Raw genomic sequence first — 15,178 nt, 5'->3', positions numbered from 1 at the left:
CAAAGCCCTGGCTAATAGTCGCAGCCCCCAAACCGCCGCCAGTTCTGGCTTAGAGCTCTCCGTCGTCTTTGCTCGAGCTCCCCCGTTAAAAGCTCCACAAGCCTGTCCACATGAGGAGCCAAAAGCTCCTTGCACTAGAAGAGTCGCTATCGACCGGCTCTCTAGATTTTCCCTCGATCGTAGTAGCTCTCCACCAGTCAAACGTACTGGTCCACTTTCCCGCTTGAGCCGCCGGATTGGAACAACACGCAGAAACATAAAGAGACATTATCCTACAACGTTGATCTATTTAGTTACTTTAAAAGATTTATTCATAATAATTATTCATAATGTTACATTATGAATAATTAATAACTATGTTTCGGCAAAAATGGCTCCCTCTCCTCTGGAGCACCCCCAAAATCAGGCGATTTTCACCAAACATGGGCTAATGAGCCAGCAATCAGATTCATCGATTCTGTGTTTCCTCTTGTAAATACAATCTCGTCCTGAATTCTGGCATTGATAAACCGAGCGATTGTGGCTCGGGATGCCTCTAAAAGTTCAGTAGCTCGACTACTTAATTCATGGAGTCCTCTGTGAACATTCGCATTGGCTGATAAAAAAAATTAAATAACGCTTCGATCACGCCGCAGAAGGGTTTTTGAGAAGTGGCTGCGTTGTCAACATAGATAAGCGGATAATCATTAATTTTTAGAGAAAGGATAGGAAAATCCTTTCTATAGGCTTCTATCGACTCCACTTTTAAAATCTAGCATCTATTGGCTAAGATTCAAGAAAGCTAGATTCAATCTCTTTGAAGGTTTCATTCAAAATAAAATTGATTTAACGCCTTCAGGGCTTTGACCCAAGAAGGGAGTTTTATAGAATCCGTTGGAGAGTCTATCCTTGACACTATTCTTTCAAGAAGCATTCCGGAATGGACATCATATTTAGAAAAGATTTCTTCAAAGGAGAAAGGTAGTTGGGTATTTAATTCTAATTCTGGTAGCCAATAAAGAAATAAATTGGAGGCTAATAGGAGGCGATAGATTCGTTTTGAGGGTTTCCTGGAATAAAGACAAATTTCTTTGCCATGATTGCTAAAACACCAATTCAAAGAAAAGTTTCCTTCAAATGGAAAGTATTGAAAGACCCGGCCATAGCGATAGAGAACTAAATGGTTTTTTTGGATCCATCCCACAGTCCCATCGGAGCTAAGTCGCGGGAAGCTTGCCCCTTCGGTATCTTTTATCTTGGTTGAATTTTCCTTTCTATCAAAAAAAATCACTTCTCCTTTTTTAGGGAGTAAGCTTGAAAGCGAACTGTTCAATAGATTATTTGCTTTCTCAGGCCTTATAGTAACGGCTAGGGGAGTATCAGGACTAGAAGGATCTTTGGGATCTAACAACCTAATGGGCATGAAATCAAAATCAGAGGTTAGCAACCATTCCCAATCGGGAGAACTTTCCGTTAGTTCATTTTCCTCTAACCGGAGGATCCTTTCTTGACTCTCAAGCTCGAATGCTTCGATAATTGTTCCTTTATCCTGGTCTTCCGATGAGATCCCTATGCAATCCACACTTTTGTTCTCCTCTGGATCAATGTATCTAAAAGGAACAATGCTTTTAATTTTTGGGTATTGTCCTTGAAAATAATGGAAATAAATGGGGCTAGGATCACCGGTATCTTTTATTTCTGTGGCTATGAGTGTGGTCTGCTGTCTTTTCCCATTGTTTCCGTTTCCTTCAAGCCATAGGATCCATTTTCCAAAACGGAAAAGAAGGAAGTTGTCTTTGTTTGGGTTTATCGTCTTCCAGCTACCTTTTCCTCCGGCAAAACCGAAAGGCTCGTCAAGCAATAAGAGGGTTTTTGGAGCAGGTTCTTTTTTCAATAAAGCAGACCAAAAATACGGTTCAATGAAAAGCAAGACCTTTTTGATTTCCTTAGGCCTTATCCAATGAATCGAATCGAATAAGGCTTCTACTTCCCCACGAAATTTCGTTTCGGATAGTGGGCCTATTCTCAGATCGAAAATGGCTGAAGTAGGTAAGGAGTCGGATAGGACTTCTGGAAGAGAATCTTCAGAAGGGAAAGAATAGGAAAAACTGGATAAAAAAGCAAAAAACAAAAAAAAGACAATGTTTTTCACAGGGCTATTCTCTGGCTGTGTTATTCAACAAATAGATAGGCTACTCATGAAACTTTTTGGTCTTCTTATTGTTAGACTTTGAAGCTTTCTCATCGATCCAATGTGTTTTAATGTTCCGCATTTAAGCAGCCGACCTATGATTGTTTATGAAGCTGCAAGCAAATTGCGTCTGCTCTAGCTCGATCATTTCAATGGGTCCCCACCAAAAATAGCTTTTAAAGCTTAATGATTGATAGAATAAAAGAAAATCCAAGGAAAAAAGAAAGTTTTTGGGAAAAATAAAAAAAAATTCATAATGTTAAAGTTCCTTGCCTTAATAGTTGGAGGGTTCTTCTAGCGATAATCAACTCTTCATTGGTTTTTACGATCCGAATTTTAGTCGAAGACTTTTCTGTCGAAATAATTTCGTTATGGGCTTGGTTTTTTAGGGGATCAAGCTGGATTGCCCAAAAATCCAGATTTTTACATATTTTTTCTCGGATCTGAGCAGAATTTTCTCCAATGCCCCCAGTAAATACAAGAATATCCAATCCATTGAGGATGGTAATGAATGCCCCCAAAAATTTCTTTGCTTGATAGACAAAGGTATTCACTGCCTCTTTGGCTTCTTTCGTTGAATCTTCAAGAAGATCCTTCATATTTGGACTTTTCCCGCTTAAGCCAAGCAATCCTGATTGCTTGTTTAACAAGTCATAAAGTTCTGTTGCTCTAAAGCCTTTTTCTTTAATCAGATAGAGAACGGCTCCAGGATCGAGATCTCCACATCGAGTTCCCATGATTAAACCAGAAAGAGGAGAAAATCCCATTGTCGTATCAATGCTTTGGCCGTTATAGACAGCCGTCAGACTGGCTCCTCCTCCAAGATGGGCGATAATGATTTTGCCCAAAGCTTTTTCTTTTTCTTTTTCCTGTAGCTCCTCCATGACGTACTCACAAGAAAGGCCATGAAATCCATATCGAATAATCCCCATGTTTCTTAAGGACTTTGGAAGGGCATAGTGGCGGGCATAATGCGGGATTGTTTTGTGAAAGGCTGTATCAAAACAGCAGATATTCTTAGTTTGTGGAATGTGTTTGCGAAATGATTCTATGGCCAAAATTTGGCTTGGCAAATGATCTGGGGCAAGAGGGATAAGTTCTTTTAAGTTTTCCAACATTTCCGAGGTAACGAGTCGGGGCTCCTGGAAAAGTTGACCACCATGCACTATTCTATGTCCAACAGCCAAAAGGGATGATTCTAGCCTATGCTTTTTGAGAAAGGAGAAGAGCTTGGCTATTGCTTCATCATGGTCTTTCAATTGGAGAAGCTCTTCAGCAATTATTTCTCCCTCTCTATTTTTGAATTGGAAAAGGCTATTTGTTATTCCGATTCTTTCTATTGTTCCATGCAGAACAAGAGATTCAGTTTCCGAATCAAAAATACTTATTTTAATGCTTGTTGAGCCGCTATTGACTGTAAGAATTAATGCTTGTTTGTCTTTCATGGTTCTTTCAAAAATTTTTAAGCAAAAAGGGGGATGAATGGATTGGTTAGGGAAAGACTTTCTATCATAAAAGCTACTTTCAGATCCATCGGAGAGTATGCTTCTTTTATGTCTCAAAAAAGGATCTGCTTTTTCGTTCTGTCATAGCCGTATGAAACATCAAAAATTCAGCAATGTTTTCCTTGGTCAACAACCCGACAAGTTCTCCTTTTTCTGTCACGGGAATGGTGGCATAGGGAACAGATTGGAGTTTGGAGAACACCTCTTCGGCTTTATCAGAAGATTCAACCACTACAAACTCTCTGGTCATAACTTCTTCTACTAAAGCCTCCTGGCCATTTTGCATCAAGCCCATGAGCAGATTTGCCCTGTAGAGCATCCCAACCAGTTTATTGTTCTCCACGACGGGGAAATCATGCTGTTGGGTAGCAAGTGTGATTTCGATAGCCTTTGCCAAAGTGTCTGTAGGTGAAAGAACGTGAAATTCCCGGAGCATAAGATGGCTGATAGTGGTTTTACTAAGAGTAAATTTGACCTGAGCTAAGTTTGCTTCTTGTGAAGCTCCAAACCATACGAATAAAGCAATCAGAATAAGAAAAGGATTGGTAAAAAGCCCAATAAATCCAAAAGCCAGAGCAATCGTTTGGCCAACTGAAGCGGCTATTCGGGTAGCATGCAGAAAATCCATCTTCATTCCTAAAAGCCCACGTAAAATTCTACCGCCATCCATTGGGAAAGCAGGTATGAGATTAAATCCAGCTAAAATGATATTAGTCCAAAAAAATTGAGCCAGGATGTTGCCATGGATCATGTCTGGCTGTTTGGCATTAATAGGAATTCCAGCTATGACCATAATGAGGTACAGGAATAGTGCTAGGATGATATTGACGGCAGGTCCAGCTATGGCAACGATCAGCTCTTGAATGGGATCTTCTGGTATTTTTTCAAGCCTGGCTACACCGCCAATGGGTAACAGCGTAATATCTTTTGTAGAAATTTTAAAAAACCGGGCAGCAGTCGCATGTCCTAATTCATGAAGAACAATGACAAAAAAAAGAGCCAGAGTAAAAAGAATGCCCAAAAGGGCATCTTCCAGGCTTCCCCTTTCTGAATAATAAACTACAGCAATCCAACTAAGAAGAAGGAAGAAAGTGAAATGAACGTAAATTTGAATGCCAAAAATAGAACCAATCCTCCAAGACCATTTCATTGTGTCGAACTTATGTGTAATATGGTTATTCCACGCAAAAAAATCATTCTTTATTTTTTAGAATATTTCTTCTTTTCCCTCGCTATCTAATTATGAGCACCCGAGTTCTCCTACTCAGCCAGAGGAGAAGAGAAGGTAGATAATAGTTAGCGATAAATTGTTTTCCCCTCTCTTGCCCTGTTAAGGGTGGAAGATAACCTTTCCTAAGGTGAGTTGACTGAAGGAAAAAAACAGCGGAAGAGGTTCCCCTCAACCAAAAGCATCAGTCTTAGATTCTTTTGCTAACCGAAGATGACTTGAATTGAATAATCTGTAGCGTGGATGCAATCAGCCTTTGATACAAATTAAGGGATCGAGCCGGGCGATCAGTTTGGCAAGCTCTGCTTTATGTGCCGCTTCTACGACATCACTGACATCCTTATAGGCTAAGGGGGCTTCTTCTGCAACGCCGCGCTCTGAAACAGCTCGGATCAGAATGCCTTTTGCTTCAAGGCTTTTAATGATCTCTTTGCCTTTCCACTCTTTCAAAGCCTTAGATCTGCTCATGGCTCTCCCAGCTCCATGTACTGCAGAAGAAAAAGCAAGCCGCTCGCTTTGCGTTGTACCAACCAAAATATAGGAATGGGTGCCCATGCTGCCCCCTATAAGGACTGGTTGACCAGCCTCTTTCAGATCTTCAGGAATTTCTCGGTGTCCTGGGCCAAAAGCACGGGTGGCTCCTTTTCGATGCACAAAAAGCTTTTTTGAGCCTCCATTAATCGAATGCTCCTCGACTTTGCAGGTATTGTGAGAGACATCATAGAGCAAAGGCATGGAAATGTTTGGAAAGAAATTGGAAAACACTTTTCTAATTAAATGTGTGAGGATCTGTCTGTTAGCCAACGCACAATTAATTCCTGCTCGCATCGCTCCAAGATACCTCTTCCCAAGATCCGATTGGATTGGAGCACAGGCAAGTTCTCTTTCGGGTAATTCAATCTTGAGTTTTTGCGCACAAACCACCATCTCCTTTAAATAATCCGTCCCAATTTGATGTCCTAATCCTCGTGATCCACAATGAATACTCACAACGATATCTCCTTCATGGATGGAAAGTAATTTGGCTATAGCCTCATCAAAAATTTTGCCAACAACTTGTACCTCCGCATAATGGTTCCCTGATCCCAACGTGCCCATTTCTTTTGCTTGCCGTTCTTTGGCAAGATTGGAAACGGCTTGAGGATCAGCTCCGGGCATACATCCCCCTTCTTCTATTCTCTGAAGATCCTCTTCTTCTCCATAGCCTTGCTCTATAGCCCATTTTGCTCCGCCGACAAGCATCTTATCCATTTCGTTCTTATCCAAGTGAATCTTCCCATGACTCCCCACTCCTGCTGGGATTTCTTTGAATAGAAGATCAGCAAGTTTATTTTTGATTGGCTCGATGTCTTTTTCTTGCAATCCTGTTAAAAGGGTTCTGACTCCACAGGAGATATCAAATCCAACGCCTCCTGCCGATATCACCCCATCTTGATCTGGATCGAAAGCTGCAACGCCTCCTATCGGAAATCCATATCCCCAATGAGCATCGGGCATCACAAAAGATGCTTTAACAATTCCAGGTAGAGAGGCAACGTTGGAGGCCTGTTCGGCAACTTTTTGATCCATTTGTTGGATTATTTTTTCAGAGCCATAAATAATCACTGGAACCCTCATTGTCCCATGAGCAGGAATCTGCCAACAACTCTCTGAAATTTTTTCAAGCAAGGACATTTCCATAACTACCTACCCCTCCTTCTAGAAATAAAACCTTCATTTAAGGAAATTGCAATTATAGAATGGCTTACGAAATTCCCATCCCTTTCGAGGGGATAGAAAGAATCACAAGCTCCTTATACGTCTACTACACATTGCGCTATCCATTGATTATCATTCTGCCCAAAAAAAAGCTCAGTAAAAGTTGCTCCTTTGACCTCCACTGCTGGAGTGTGTTTTTCTCTATCTATGATTTCTCCCCAAGCCGTTCCTCGTAAAAATGGTAAGCGCAATTCAACTTCGAATGCAGAAAAAAGCATGTTTTCTGTAGCAATTTTAAATATCAGACAATTTAACCAATCATAGAGGAGCAAGTCATAACTATCGTCCTGACAGGTTATACTGACAGAGCTTGTGGGACTGACTTTTTGGGGATCGGTTATGACGGAAATCAATGCCAGAGATACGGCTATAAGGGCTTCTTCTGGACTATTGCCAAAGCCCCTAATGCCGATGTCTGCCATGTGGGAAAAAGTTTCCCACCGGTACGAAGTGGTAGGTTGCTTATCGATGTTCATAGTGGTAATCACATTAGTGTGGAAAAAAAGGGGCAATGAACAAAAGTAAGTTTTTCTTTTTGTTTCCCTTTTAAAAATAAGTTTATTTCATAAGAAATGTAAAAAAAAATAACAATGGGAAGGATTCTCATTACTGAAAATTCGCCAATTCAATCAAGACAGCTACAAATTGCTTCTCAAAAAGCAAATGAGCTCTCTCGACTGCACGCGTCCATGGGGACTTATCATTGGTTTGCAAGAGTTTTAAAAAAAAATATTCACCAATTTTCTTCTGGTCTTTTATTAGGCGATTCGGATGGATATTTAGGCAGATTTCTTTATTCTGATAAATCGCTTCGGGAAAAGATCGACATTACTGGGATTGATAGCATGCCTCGTCCTATAAAATGGCCACTTCCTTGGAAATGGGTTCAAACGGAAATTCTCGAATTTGAAGTTTGGGAAAGATACTCTTTTATTATAGCCAATTGGTTCTTTTATGCTTTTGATGAATCGAAAATACAGAGGATTGGTGAAAAAATACAAAGTAGCAATGCATTCCTCTTAGTTTTTTCGGAGCCTTATCGCTCTTATTTCCAAAGGTTTGAGCTTTGGGTTTTACATAAAATTGGATTGATTCGATCGGCTTATCCAGTGGTTTGTCGTGCGGTTCAAGCGGGTTTTTACGATCAAGAGTTCATTCAGGCATTACATCTAGAAAGCTCCAAGTGGCAGATATCTACTAGTTCTCCTTTGCTTCTTTCCCAAAGAGTCGTTGCTAAACGTCTTTGATGAATTTTTCCATTTAGTTAGATTCTCCTGTGGGAGCCCATTGGAGAACTAACGATCGGTTTTGGGCATCTTTATGATAGGCTCTGGTATTTTTTCCAAAAAGGAGTGGGTCAAGAGCTGAACCGATGTCCAAATAGGTATTATTTGGAGAAATTTCCCAAAGAGCATGAATCAATATCTTGCCTAAAGGGCCTGCTGCTATAAGAAATAGGGAATGATCTGATCTTGTTGCCATCCAATCTAATTGAGCTAAAATTTTGTTTTTGTTTTTGTCCCAAAACAGGATGCAGTTGCCATAGATTGGTAGAATTTCTTTTGCTCCTGTGACATTGCGGATCGATTGGGGGTTCAGTTTGGAGTTCCCTATAAAAAAGATTTCATTAGGCCAGTTTTTGATTCGGGGATGGAATTCTTTGAGAAAAAGATCATGATTTGCATTAGCAAAAAGTGCGGCAAAAGTGATTTGAGAAAGGGGAGCTTTAATATAACGCAAAACTCTTTGATGCATCTCTGGACTTGTATCCCAAGATGGTACTCCATAAAAGAATCTAGGATCGGTTGCTTGGAGAGATTTTCTTAAATCAGCTCTAAAAGAGAGATGCTTTTTGGGATTATATTCCCATTCTCCTTTACAACCAACTTTCTGATTAGACAAAATGAGGGCTTCTCCATCGTTATACCGACTAAAAGCAAAAGCTTTTTGTGCATCGAAAAGGGAGAGCAGAAAGAAAAAATCTTTCTTAAAATCCTGAGTCATCATGGTTGTCTTTGTTGGTTGAATCGATGGAAAAGATGGGCAAAAGCCTGAGAACGAATTGCCTTGTATTTGCAGATTTTTTCATGAAGACGGCTTTTTGGCAAGAGAGAGCTTCCAAAAAAGAAGAGGAGAAAGAGTTGCCAATTGCTTTTGATCAGCTGAGAAAAGGCGATTAGATCGATAGCTTGTTGAGGATAGTGCTTTTTGTAGAAAATATATTCGGCTTGTAATTTTCTTTCCCATAGAAGTTTGTAAGAAAGGTTCTCGCTGCTATGCCCTCCAATATGATACGCTTGAATTTGGGGACTGTAGGCAAGACTAAACCCAAGCTTACGGATGCGCAAACAAATATCTTGATCCTCTCCATAAAGGAAATAGTCTTCGTCAAAACCGCCAATTTGATCGAGTATCTCTTTGCGGATGGCTAGGCAAGCTCCTAACAATGCGGCAATATTCCCAGGATATTTTGGGATAGATCCAAGTGTCCATTTTTGATTGGGATATTGCAAACTGGTAGTCGGCTGAATCTGCCCATCAGGATAATATAACGAGGGACCAATGGCTCCAACCGTTTTTATTTCATCGAATAACGCAGCTATTTTTTCTAAGAAATAAGGATTTTTAATCACAACATCTGGATTAAGAAATAAAACAAATCGGCCTTTCGCTCGGGACAGAGCTTTGTTGGCGGCTTTAGCAAAACCCTCATTACTGGGATTCTCGATAAAAAAAATCTTAGTAGAGAAAGCTTCGAGGATTTCTTTTGTGCCGTCTGTTGAATTATTGTCTACGACAAAGATTTCGCTACGCACGCCTCTTTGGTAGAATAAAGACTCAAGACAATTTTTTATAACTTTTTGACTCTGGAAAGTAACAATAATGACTGACCAGTCGATCGGCTCTTCGATCTTTCTGTTTGCCATCATGAGATTAAGAGGAGTTTTGCACTTTTAATCCACGTTATCTGAAGATACTGTATTTTATCTTATCGAACCAAAGCCTGATTATTGTAGCACTTTTATGCGTATTGAACATCTTTATTTCCATTTCCCTTTCTGTGCCACCATTTGTCCTTATTGTGGATTTTATGTAACAATAGGGAAAAGAAAAGACATAGCGCTTTTGACAGAAGCTTTAATTAGGGAGGTGGAAATTTTAAAAGGCTATTATTCTTTGGATCCAAAAACGGTGTATATAGGTGGGGGCACCCCCTCTTTAGCCAAATCAGAAGAAATCACACAGCTTCTCTCTATTCTTAGTAAGGAAAACCTTCAAGAGCTAACGATTGAAGCCAATCCAAGGACCATTTCAGAGCAAAAAGCAGCTGAATGGAAAGAGGCTGGTGTTAACCGAGTGAGCATAGGAGCCCAATCAATGAACGAACAAGACCTGTTGATTCTTGGGAGAAGACATAAGCCTAAGGATGTGGCCGACTCGGTTCATCTTCTTAGAAAAGCAGGGATTGAAAATATCAATTTGGATTTCATCTTTGGCATTCCAGGGCAGGATCTACAATCTTTAAAGCAATCTTTACAAATGGCTCTGGATTTAGCTCCCAGCCATCTTTCGCTTTATTGTTTAACCTACGAGGAAAACACGCCATTTTTCAAAGCTTTACAAGAAGGGAAATTTCGTTGTGATGAACAAAAAGAGATTGAAATGATCTATGAAGCTACTGATTTATTAACCAAGCATGGTTTTATCCATTATGAGATCTCCAACTTTGCTCTCCCTGGATATAAATCCCTTCACAATCAAGCTTACTGGCAAGGCAAAGATTATTTAGGTATTGGTCCTAGCGCCTGTTCGACTGTAGGAACCAAAAGATGGAAAAATGTTGCTGATCACTCCCTTTATGTCCAGGCGGTAAAGGAAGGGCGGCTTGCCATAGCCGAGATGGAGTCATTGGATGAAGAATCTAAGAATAAGGAAAAAATCTTTTTGGGCCTTCGAACCGATCAAGGAGTGGCTATAAGCCATTTTGACCAAAAAGAAAGGGAAATCATTCAGTGGCTTGTTTTTGAAGGGCTAGGAAGGACCGTAGGAGATCGGTTTGTGCTGACGCCGCGTGGTCTGCTGGTCGCTGACAGTATTGCTTTATATTTTATGAACTAGTTTAGGGTTTCTTTTCTACTGGTTCTTGATTTTCCAGTTTGTTAACGCTTTTTTTATTCAATGGAACATAGCCGTAAGGATAAAACCGGAATATAATTTCACCTGGTTTCCCCATGTTTAAACGGTCACGAGCGATCCGTTCGATAAAACTTGGATCATGCTTCAGAAGATATAGCTTACAACTTAATTCTTTATTTTTTAATTCAGCCTCTGCGTATTCTTTGGCAAGAAGCTCTTTTTTCTTTTCTAACTGGTCGATCTTGCGAATAATCGGAATAAAGACACTTAAGAGGAGCGCAAACAAGCCCAAAAAAATAAGGAGCTTTGTCGATTGGATAAAATAGATCCAAAAGTTCAAAGATTTGAATTTAATCACTTTATAGCCTCTCCACTTAGCTAAATTCCATAAATAGCACTTTCTCCTAACTCTTCTTCAATTCGAAGCAGTTGGTTATATTTACATAACCGATCTGACCGACAAAAAGATCCTGTTTTAATTTGCCCTGCATTTAAGGCAACTGAAAGATCGGCAATGAAAGGATCTTCACTTTCTCCAGATCTATGACTGACCATGACTTTGTATCCATGCCTCTTAGCCGTTTCTACTGTATGAAAGGTTTCTGTCAGGGTCCCCACCTGATTTACTTTAATAAGAATAGCATTGGCCACTTTTTCTTTAATTCCATGCTCAAGAAATTCCTTGTTGGTAACAAACAAATCGTCTCCGACCAGCTGAAGGGAACTTCCAAGCTGTTGGGTAAGCTGTTTCCAGCCATCCCAATCGCTTTCAGCCATCCCATCTTCGATTGACACAAGAGGATACTTTTTAGCAAGCTCTCGGTACAGTTCAATAAGATGCGAAGCTGGCAACTTTATATGTTGAGACTTTTTGAATACGTAAATTTTAGAGCTTTCTTCAAAAAGTTCGGTTGCCGCAGCATCCATGGCATAAAAAACATCTTTTCCTGGAATATACCCGGCCTTTTCTGTTGCTTCGATAAGCAAATCGAAAGCTTGATCAGCAGAAGAAATAACTGGGGCAAATCCCCCTTCATCTCCTATGCCTGTTCCCAATTTTTTGTCTTGGAGAAGAGTTTTTAAGGTATGAAAAATTTCTACTCCATACCTGAGCCCTTCTTTGAATGAGGGAGCGCCTTTAGGCACAATCATAAATTCTTGAAAATCAAGAGGCGCATCCGAATGAACCCCACCATTGATAACATTGGCAAAAGGAATGGGAAGAGTGATGGCTTGTGAGCCTCCAAGATGCCTATACAGTGGAATGCCTTCGGCCATGGCTGCTGCTCGTGCCACACAAAGAGAAACCGCTAAAATTGCATTGGCTCCTAAGACAGATTTGTTTTTCGAGCCGTCCAGATCAATCAATATCCGATCAATTTCCGCTTGGTTAGCTGCATCTTTTCCTATAAGCTCAGGAGCTATTGTTTTTGTTATATTCCTAATGGCTTTAGAAACTTCTTTGCCCCCATACCGTTCCTTGTTGCCATCTCTTAATTCCAGGGCTTCGTTACTCCCTGTACTTGCTCCAGAGGGAACAATCGCTCTAGCACAGACCCCACTTTCTAAATGAATTTCAGCTTCTACTGTTGGATTTCCCCTTGAGTCAAGGACTTGCCTTGCGAGTACTTTGCGTATGAATGTGTTAGCCATCCTATTCCTTAGCAAAGCAGAAAAATAAAACCAATCAAGAAAATATCGATATAGTTTTTGGAGTTCAATTTGTTAATGCATAGCTATAGGTCCAGTTTTTTTTGTATCTTTGGCTAGAAGAAAAGCCAAAGGAATGGAAAAGACACAGATCCATCCCATTACCTGAAAAATTTCCATGTAGGCAAGAAGATTTGCCTGATTGGTTAGAGTAGAATACAAAACTTTTAGGGCTTGGGAAGCAGCTGGAACCGAACCACTGTGCATACCTAAATAGCTTTCGATCCCTGAAAACCTTGATAAGTAATTGAGATTGTCTGGTGTGTAATACCCAACTAGGATAGTTTGATGGGCTTGAGCAAGTCTTTGGATAAAGGTTTGAACCATAGAGGTACCAATACTACCTCCAATGTTTCGAAAAAGGTTGAATAGGCCAGTAGCAGCTCCAATCTGTTCTTGCTTGAGAGTAATAACAGCTGCTGTCGTCAAAGGGATAAATACGAAAGGAGCTCCAATACCATTGATGATGTTTGGAATGATGATATTTAGTTTGGCTATTTCTAAGTTAAAAAAACCGATTTGAAAAGAGGATATAGCCAAGAATATAAATCCTAAAGCTACAATTAGTCTACCACTTAATAGACCAAGTAATCTGCCGGCTATCATTGCTCCAGCCACGGCACCAATGCCCCTAGGACTGATTGCTAGCCCACTCTGATAAGCCGTATAGGAAATGAGGGTTTGCAAAAAGAGAGGTAAACCTGAAAGAGTCGCATAGAGAACTACCCCGACAATGAATACTTCGAAGACGGCCACAGTAAAATTTTTGTCTTTAAAAATTCTTAAATCGACAAGCGGATTAGGCGTTTTGAGCTCACGAAAAATAAGACAGATCATTCCAAAAAGAGAAAGCCCCCCCATCCATCTTAACCAGATGGCATCAAACCAATTATCTTCTTGACCCTTATCAAGAAGGACTTGAAGACAGCCAAGCCAAAGGCAAAGAAAAGAAAAACCAAGGATGTCTATCTTTTTTTCTGAATTCCTTCTCAAGTATGGAGGATCTTCGACAGTAAAGTATGAAGCAACAATAGCTAGAATTCCCACTGGTAAATTAATAAAAAAACACCAGCGCCAATTTAGGTTATCCGTAAGCCATCCTCCGAAGACTGGCCCTAATATAGGAGCAACCACAACTCCAAGAGCAAACAATCCCATGGCCTGACCTCTTTTTTCCGGAGGGAAACTCTCCAATAATATTGCTTGAGAAATGGGCTGAAGTCCTCCACCACCGGCTCCTTGCAGAACTCTAGCAAAAATTAGAGCTCCAAGGTTGGGAGCCCCACCACACAGAACCGAACTGATTGTGAAAAGTGAAATGCAGGTCAGAAGCAATCTTTTCCTTCCGAAAGTCTTTCCAAGCCAGTCTGTCATTGGCAAAACAACAGCATTGGATACAAGATAGCTAGTAAGAACCCATGTGGCTTGAGAATTGCTGGCAGAAAGTCCACCTGCTATATAAGGAAGAGCAACATTGAGAATGGTGGTGTCCAGGACTTCCATAAATGTGGCAAGCATCACCGAAAGAGCGATTATCCAAGGATTATGTCGAGGCTTCCATGGAATTTCAGTGGTAGGCTGACTATCCATAGAAAGGAAAATAAAACAAAGAACCGGTTAGAAAGAAAGTAGAAAAGTATAGAGAATCTTTTCTCTAAGGCAGAAATGGTATGCTACACCTTAAGATGTGTTGATGGATAGAGCTGGTTCTGCCCAGCAAAGAAAAGAAATATCAGCAAAAAGCTCCCAAAAGAAAAATCTTTCAAAAGGTCAATAAAAAAATTATCATTTATGAGAGTTAATGATATGGATCTAGTACTTATACAAAATGCAGAAGCGATTCCGAAAGAACTGGATCCAGATCGTCCCTTGACTGCTAGAGGCATGGAAGTAGCCTTGCAGCTTGGTAAGTTTTTGAAATTCGCTGGCATCAATCCTAAAAAAATTTTCCATTCACCAAAGGATAGAAGCAGACAGACAGCAGAAATTGTTGCAAAAGCGCTCTCAAGGCGAATCAAATTACAGCTTTTGAAAGGCCTTTTACCTGGAGATTCAATTTCTGATCTGCTCAAAGAAATAAAAAAAATTGAAGAAGATTCCATTATTATTGGGCATGAACCTACCCTTTCAAAACTTGCTGTCAGGCTCCTAGTAAAAAGTAAGGTCTCACCCTTTTTTCAAATGGAACCGGCTAGTTGTTTGTGGTTGTATTATCGGGCTAATGAAAAGGGGTGGTTTCTCAAAGGGTTTTTTAGAAGTCAATCGCTCTTTTCTTCAGAATGTCCCCCTATTAGATTGGTACCGACCAACATCAACCAAAGGTAATATGTCCGATCAGGTCGGTGCAGACATCGGCCACTATATATTTTGAAGCGATGCGATCATGACCTATAGTTTATAAATTTTTTCTCTACGACGGGCCTATTCAATTGCATCCAACCTCCTTTGTTTTAAGCAATTCGAGCCTTTCCTTACCCCTTCTCTTCTTCACCTCCTTGCTCGTGGAGAATGTATTCTAGGACACAGTTATCAAGCCAAGGCTGGCGGCTTACCATCCATCGCCGTAATGCCCCTGCCTTCAGGCATGGGGATATAAGGCGATAAATTATAGCTATGTGTAGTATAATTATGTATGAACAGAAAAGAACAATTGAAATCCAATAAAAATAT

Annotated in this window: 14 protein-coding genes and 1 pseudogene; 3 read left to right on the top strand and 12 right to left on the bottom strand. The window is 40.3% G+C overall.

Annotated features, from left to right (window positions below):
- From A7Q09_RS09315 to A7Q09_RS09285, 7 genes and pseudogenes are all read right to left on the bottom strand, one after another.
- A partial coding sequence (locus A7Q09_RS09315) for a hypothetical protein (protein WP_134391182.1) occupies positions 1-258 on the bottom strand: 258 nt, incomplete at its 3' end.
- A gap of 167 nt (positions 259-425) precedes the next feature.
- A pseudogene (locus A7Q09_RS11545) lies at positions 426-742 on the bottom strand (aminotransferase class V-fold PLP-dependent enzyme); the annotation flags it as partial.
- Between the two features lie 63 nt (positions 743-805).
- On the bottom strand, positions 806-2,131 hold the full coding sequence (locus A7Q09_RS09305; protein ID WP_134391181.1) for a hypothetical protein: 1,326 nt from the start codon (positions 2,129-2,131) through the stop codon (positions 806-808).
- Between the two features lie 290 nt (positions 2,132-2,421).
- The gene (locus A7Q09_RS09300; protein ID WP_134391180.1) at positions 2,422-3,615 is read right to left on the bottom strand and encodes an acetate/propionate family kinase; all 1,194 of its coding nucleotides are present in this window, start codon (positions 3,613-3,615) and stop codon (positions 2,422-2,424) included.
- 106 nt (positions 3,616-3,721) lie between these two features.
- On the bottom strand, positions 3,722-4,825 hold the full coding sequence (locus A7Q09_RS09295) for a site-2 protease family protein (RefSeq protein WP_134391179.1): 1,104 nt from the start codon (positions 4,823-4,825) through the stop codon (positions 3,722-3,724).
- A gap of 327 nt (positions 4,826-5,152) precedes the next feature.
- Positions 5,153-6,583, bottom strand: a complete 1,431-nt coding sequence (locus tag A7Q09_RS09290; protein ID WP_134391178.1) for an RtcB family protein — start codon at positions 6,581-6,583, stop codon at positions 5,153-5,155.
- A 113-nt stretch (positions 6,584-6,696) separates the two neighbouring features.
- Positions 6,697-7,137, bottom strand: coding sequence for an archease (locus tag A7Q09_RS09285; protein ID WP_134391177.1), 441 nt, complete (start codon positions 7,135-7,137; stop codon positions 6,697-6,699).
- A 114-nt stretch (positions 7,138-7,251) separates the two neighbouring features.
- On the opposite strand from A7Q09_RS09285, the gene A7Q09_RS09280 reads away from it, so the two are divergent.
- Complete coding sequence (locus A7Q09_RS09280) at positions 7,252-7,908, top strand: hypothetical protein (protein WP_134391176.1); 657 nt, start codon at positions 7,252-7,254, stop codon at positions 7,906-7,908.
- A 13-nt stretch (positions 7,909-7,921) separates the two neighbouring features.
- Here the strand turns inward: A7Q09_RS09280 and A7Q09_RS09275 are convergent, their stop codons facing one another.
- Positions 7,922-8,668: a hypothetical protein gene (locus A7Q09_RS09275; protein ID WP_134391175.1), complete on the bottom strand. Its 747-nt coding sequence runs from the start codon at positions 8,666-8,668 to the stop codon at positions 7,922-7,924.
- Positions 8,665-9,591 carry a glycosyltransferase family 2 protein gene (locus tag A7Q09_RS09270; protein WP_134391174.1) on the bottom strand — a complete coding sequence of 309 codons (927 nt, stop codon included), beginning with the start codon at positions 9,589-9,591 and terminating at the stop codon, positions 8,665-8,667. Before A7Q09_RS09270 ends, A7Q09_RS09275 begins: the two co-directional genes overlap by 4 nt.
- Before the next feature lie 94 nt (positions 9,592-9,685).
- On the opposite strand from A7Q09_RS09270, the gene hemW reads away from it, so the two are divergent.
- Positions 9,686-10,780, top strand: a complete 1,095-nt coding sequence (gene hemW, locus A7Q09_RS09265; RefSeq protein ID WP_134391173.1) for a radical SAM family heme chaperone HemW — start codon at positions 9,686-9,688, stop codon at positions 10,778-10,780.
- Between the two features lies 1 nt (position 10,781).
- Here the strand turns inward: hemW and A7Q09_RS09260 are convergent, their stop codons facing one another.
- The 3 genes from A7Q09_RS09260 to A7Q09_RS09250 form a co-directional block, all read right to left on the bottom strand.
- Positions 10,782-11,156 (bottom strand): septum formation initiator family protein, encoded by a 375-nt coding sequence (locus A7Q09_RS09260; protein WP_134391172.1) that lies wholly within the window; start codon positions 11,154-11,156, stop codon positions 10,782-10,784.
- 20 nt (positions 11,157-11,176) lie between these two features.
- A complete protein-coding gene (eno, locus tag A7Q09_RS09255; protein WP_134391171.1) occupies positions 11,177-12,451 on the bottom strand; it encodes a phosphopyruvate hydratase in 1,275 nt (424 codons plus the stop codon).
- 72 nt (positions 12,452-12,523) lie between these two features.
- Positions 12,524-14,098: a DHA2 family efflux MFS transporter permease subunit gene (locus tag A7Q09_RS09250; RefSeq protein WP_134391170.1), complete on the bottom strand. Its 1,575-nt coding sequence runs from the start codon at positions 14,096-14,098 to the stop codon at positions 12,524-12,526.
- A gap of 201 nt (positions 14,099-14,299) precedes the next feature.
- On the opposite strand from A7Q09_RS09250, the gene A7Q09_RS09245 reads away from it, so the two are divergent.
- Positions 14,300-14,833, top strand: coding sequence for a histidine phosphatase family protein (locus tag A7Q09_RS09245; RefSeq protein WP_244228640.1), 534 nt, complete (start codon positions 14,300-14,302; stop codon positions 14,831-14,833).
- Positions 14,834-15,178: the final 345 nt, after the last annotated feature.

Source organism: Methylacidiphilum sp. Yel (genome assembly GCF_004421185.1).
Lineage (GTDB): Bacteria > Verrucomicrobiota > Verrucomicrobiia > Methylacidiphilales > Methylacidiphilaceae > Methylacidiphilum.
The sequence above is the reverse complement of the archived record's forward strand: the minus strand, read 5'-3'. Positions and strand labels throughout refer to the sequence as shown.

What these genes read in the sequence shown, in the direction of transcription:
- A7Q09_RS09300 (WP_134391180.1), bottom strand. Translation starts at nt 3,615, where the DNA reads ATGAAAGACAAACAAGCATTAATTCTTACAGTCAATAGCGGCTCAACA.
- A7Q09_RS09295 (WP_134391179.1), bottom strand. Translation starts at nt 4,825, where the DNA reads ATGAAATGGTCTTGGAGGATTGGTTCTATTTTTGGCATTCAAATTTAC.
- A7Q09_RS09290 (WP_134391178.1), bottom strand. Translation starts at nt 6,583, where the DNA reads ATGGAAATGTCCTTGCTTGAAAAAATTTCAGAGAGTTGTTGGCAGATT.
- A7Q09_RS09285 (WP_134391177.1), bottom strand. Translation starts at nt 7,137, where the DNA reads ATGAACATCGATAAGCAACCTACCACTTCGTACCGGTGGGAAACTTTT.
- A7Q09_RS09280 (WP_134391176.1), top strand. Translation starts at nt 7,252, where the DNA reads ATGGGAAGGATTCTCATTACTGAAAATTCGCCAATTCAATCAAGACAG.
- A7Q09_RS09275 (WP_134391175.1), bottom strand. Translation starts at nt 8,668, where the DNA reads ATGATGACTCAGGATTTTAAGAAAGATTTTTTCTTTCTGCTCTCCCTT.
- A7Q09_RS09270 (WP_134391174.1), bottom strand. Translation starts at nt 9,591, where the DNA reads ATGATGGCAAACAGAAAGATCGAAGAGCCGATCGACTGGTCAGTCATT.
- hemW (WP_134391173.1), top strand. Translation starts at nt 9,686, where the DNA reads ATGCGTATTGAACATCTTTATTTCCATTTCCCTTTCTGTGCCACCATT.
- eno (WP_134391171.1), bottom strand. Translation starts at nt 12,451, where the DNA reads ATGGCTAACACATTCATACGCAAAGTACTCGCAAGGCAAGTCCTTGAC.
- A7Q09_RS09250 (WP_134391170.1), bottom strand. Translation starts at nt 14,098, where the DNA reads ATGGATAGTCAGCCTACCACTGAAATTCCATGGAAGCCTCGACATAAT.
- A7Q09_RS09245 (WP_244228640.1), top strand. Translation starts at nt 14,300, where the DNA reads ATGAGAGTTAATGATATGGATCTAGTACTTATACAAAATGCAGAAGCG.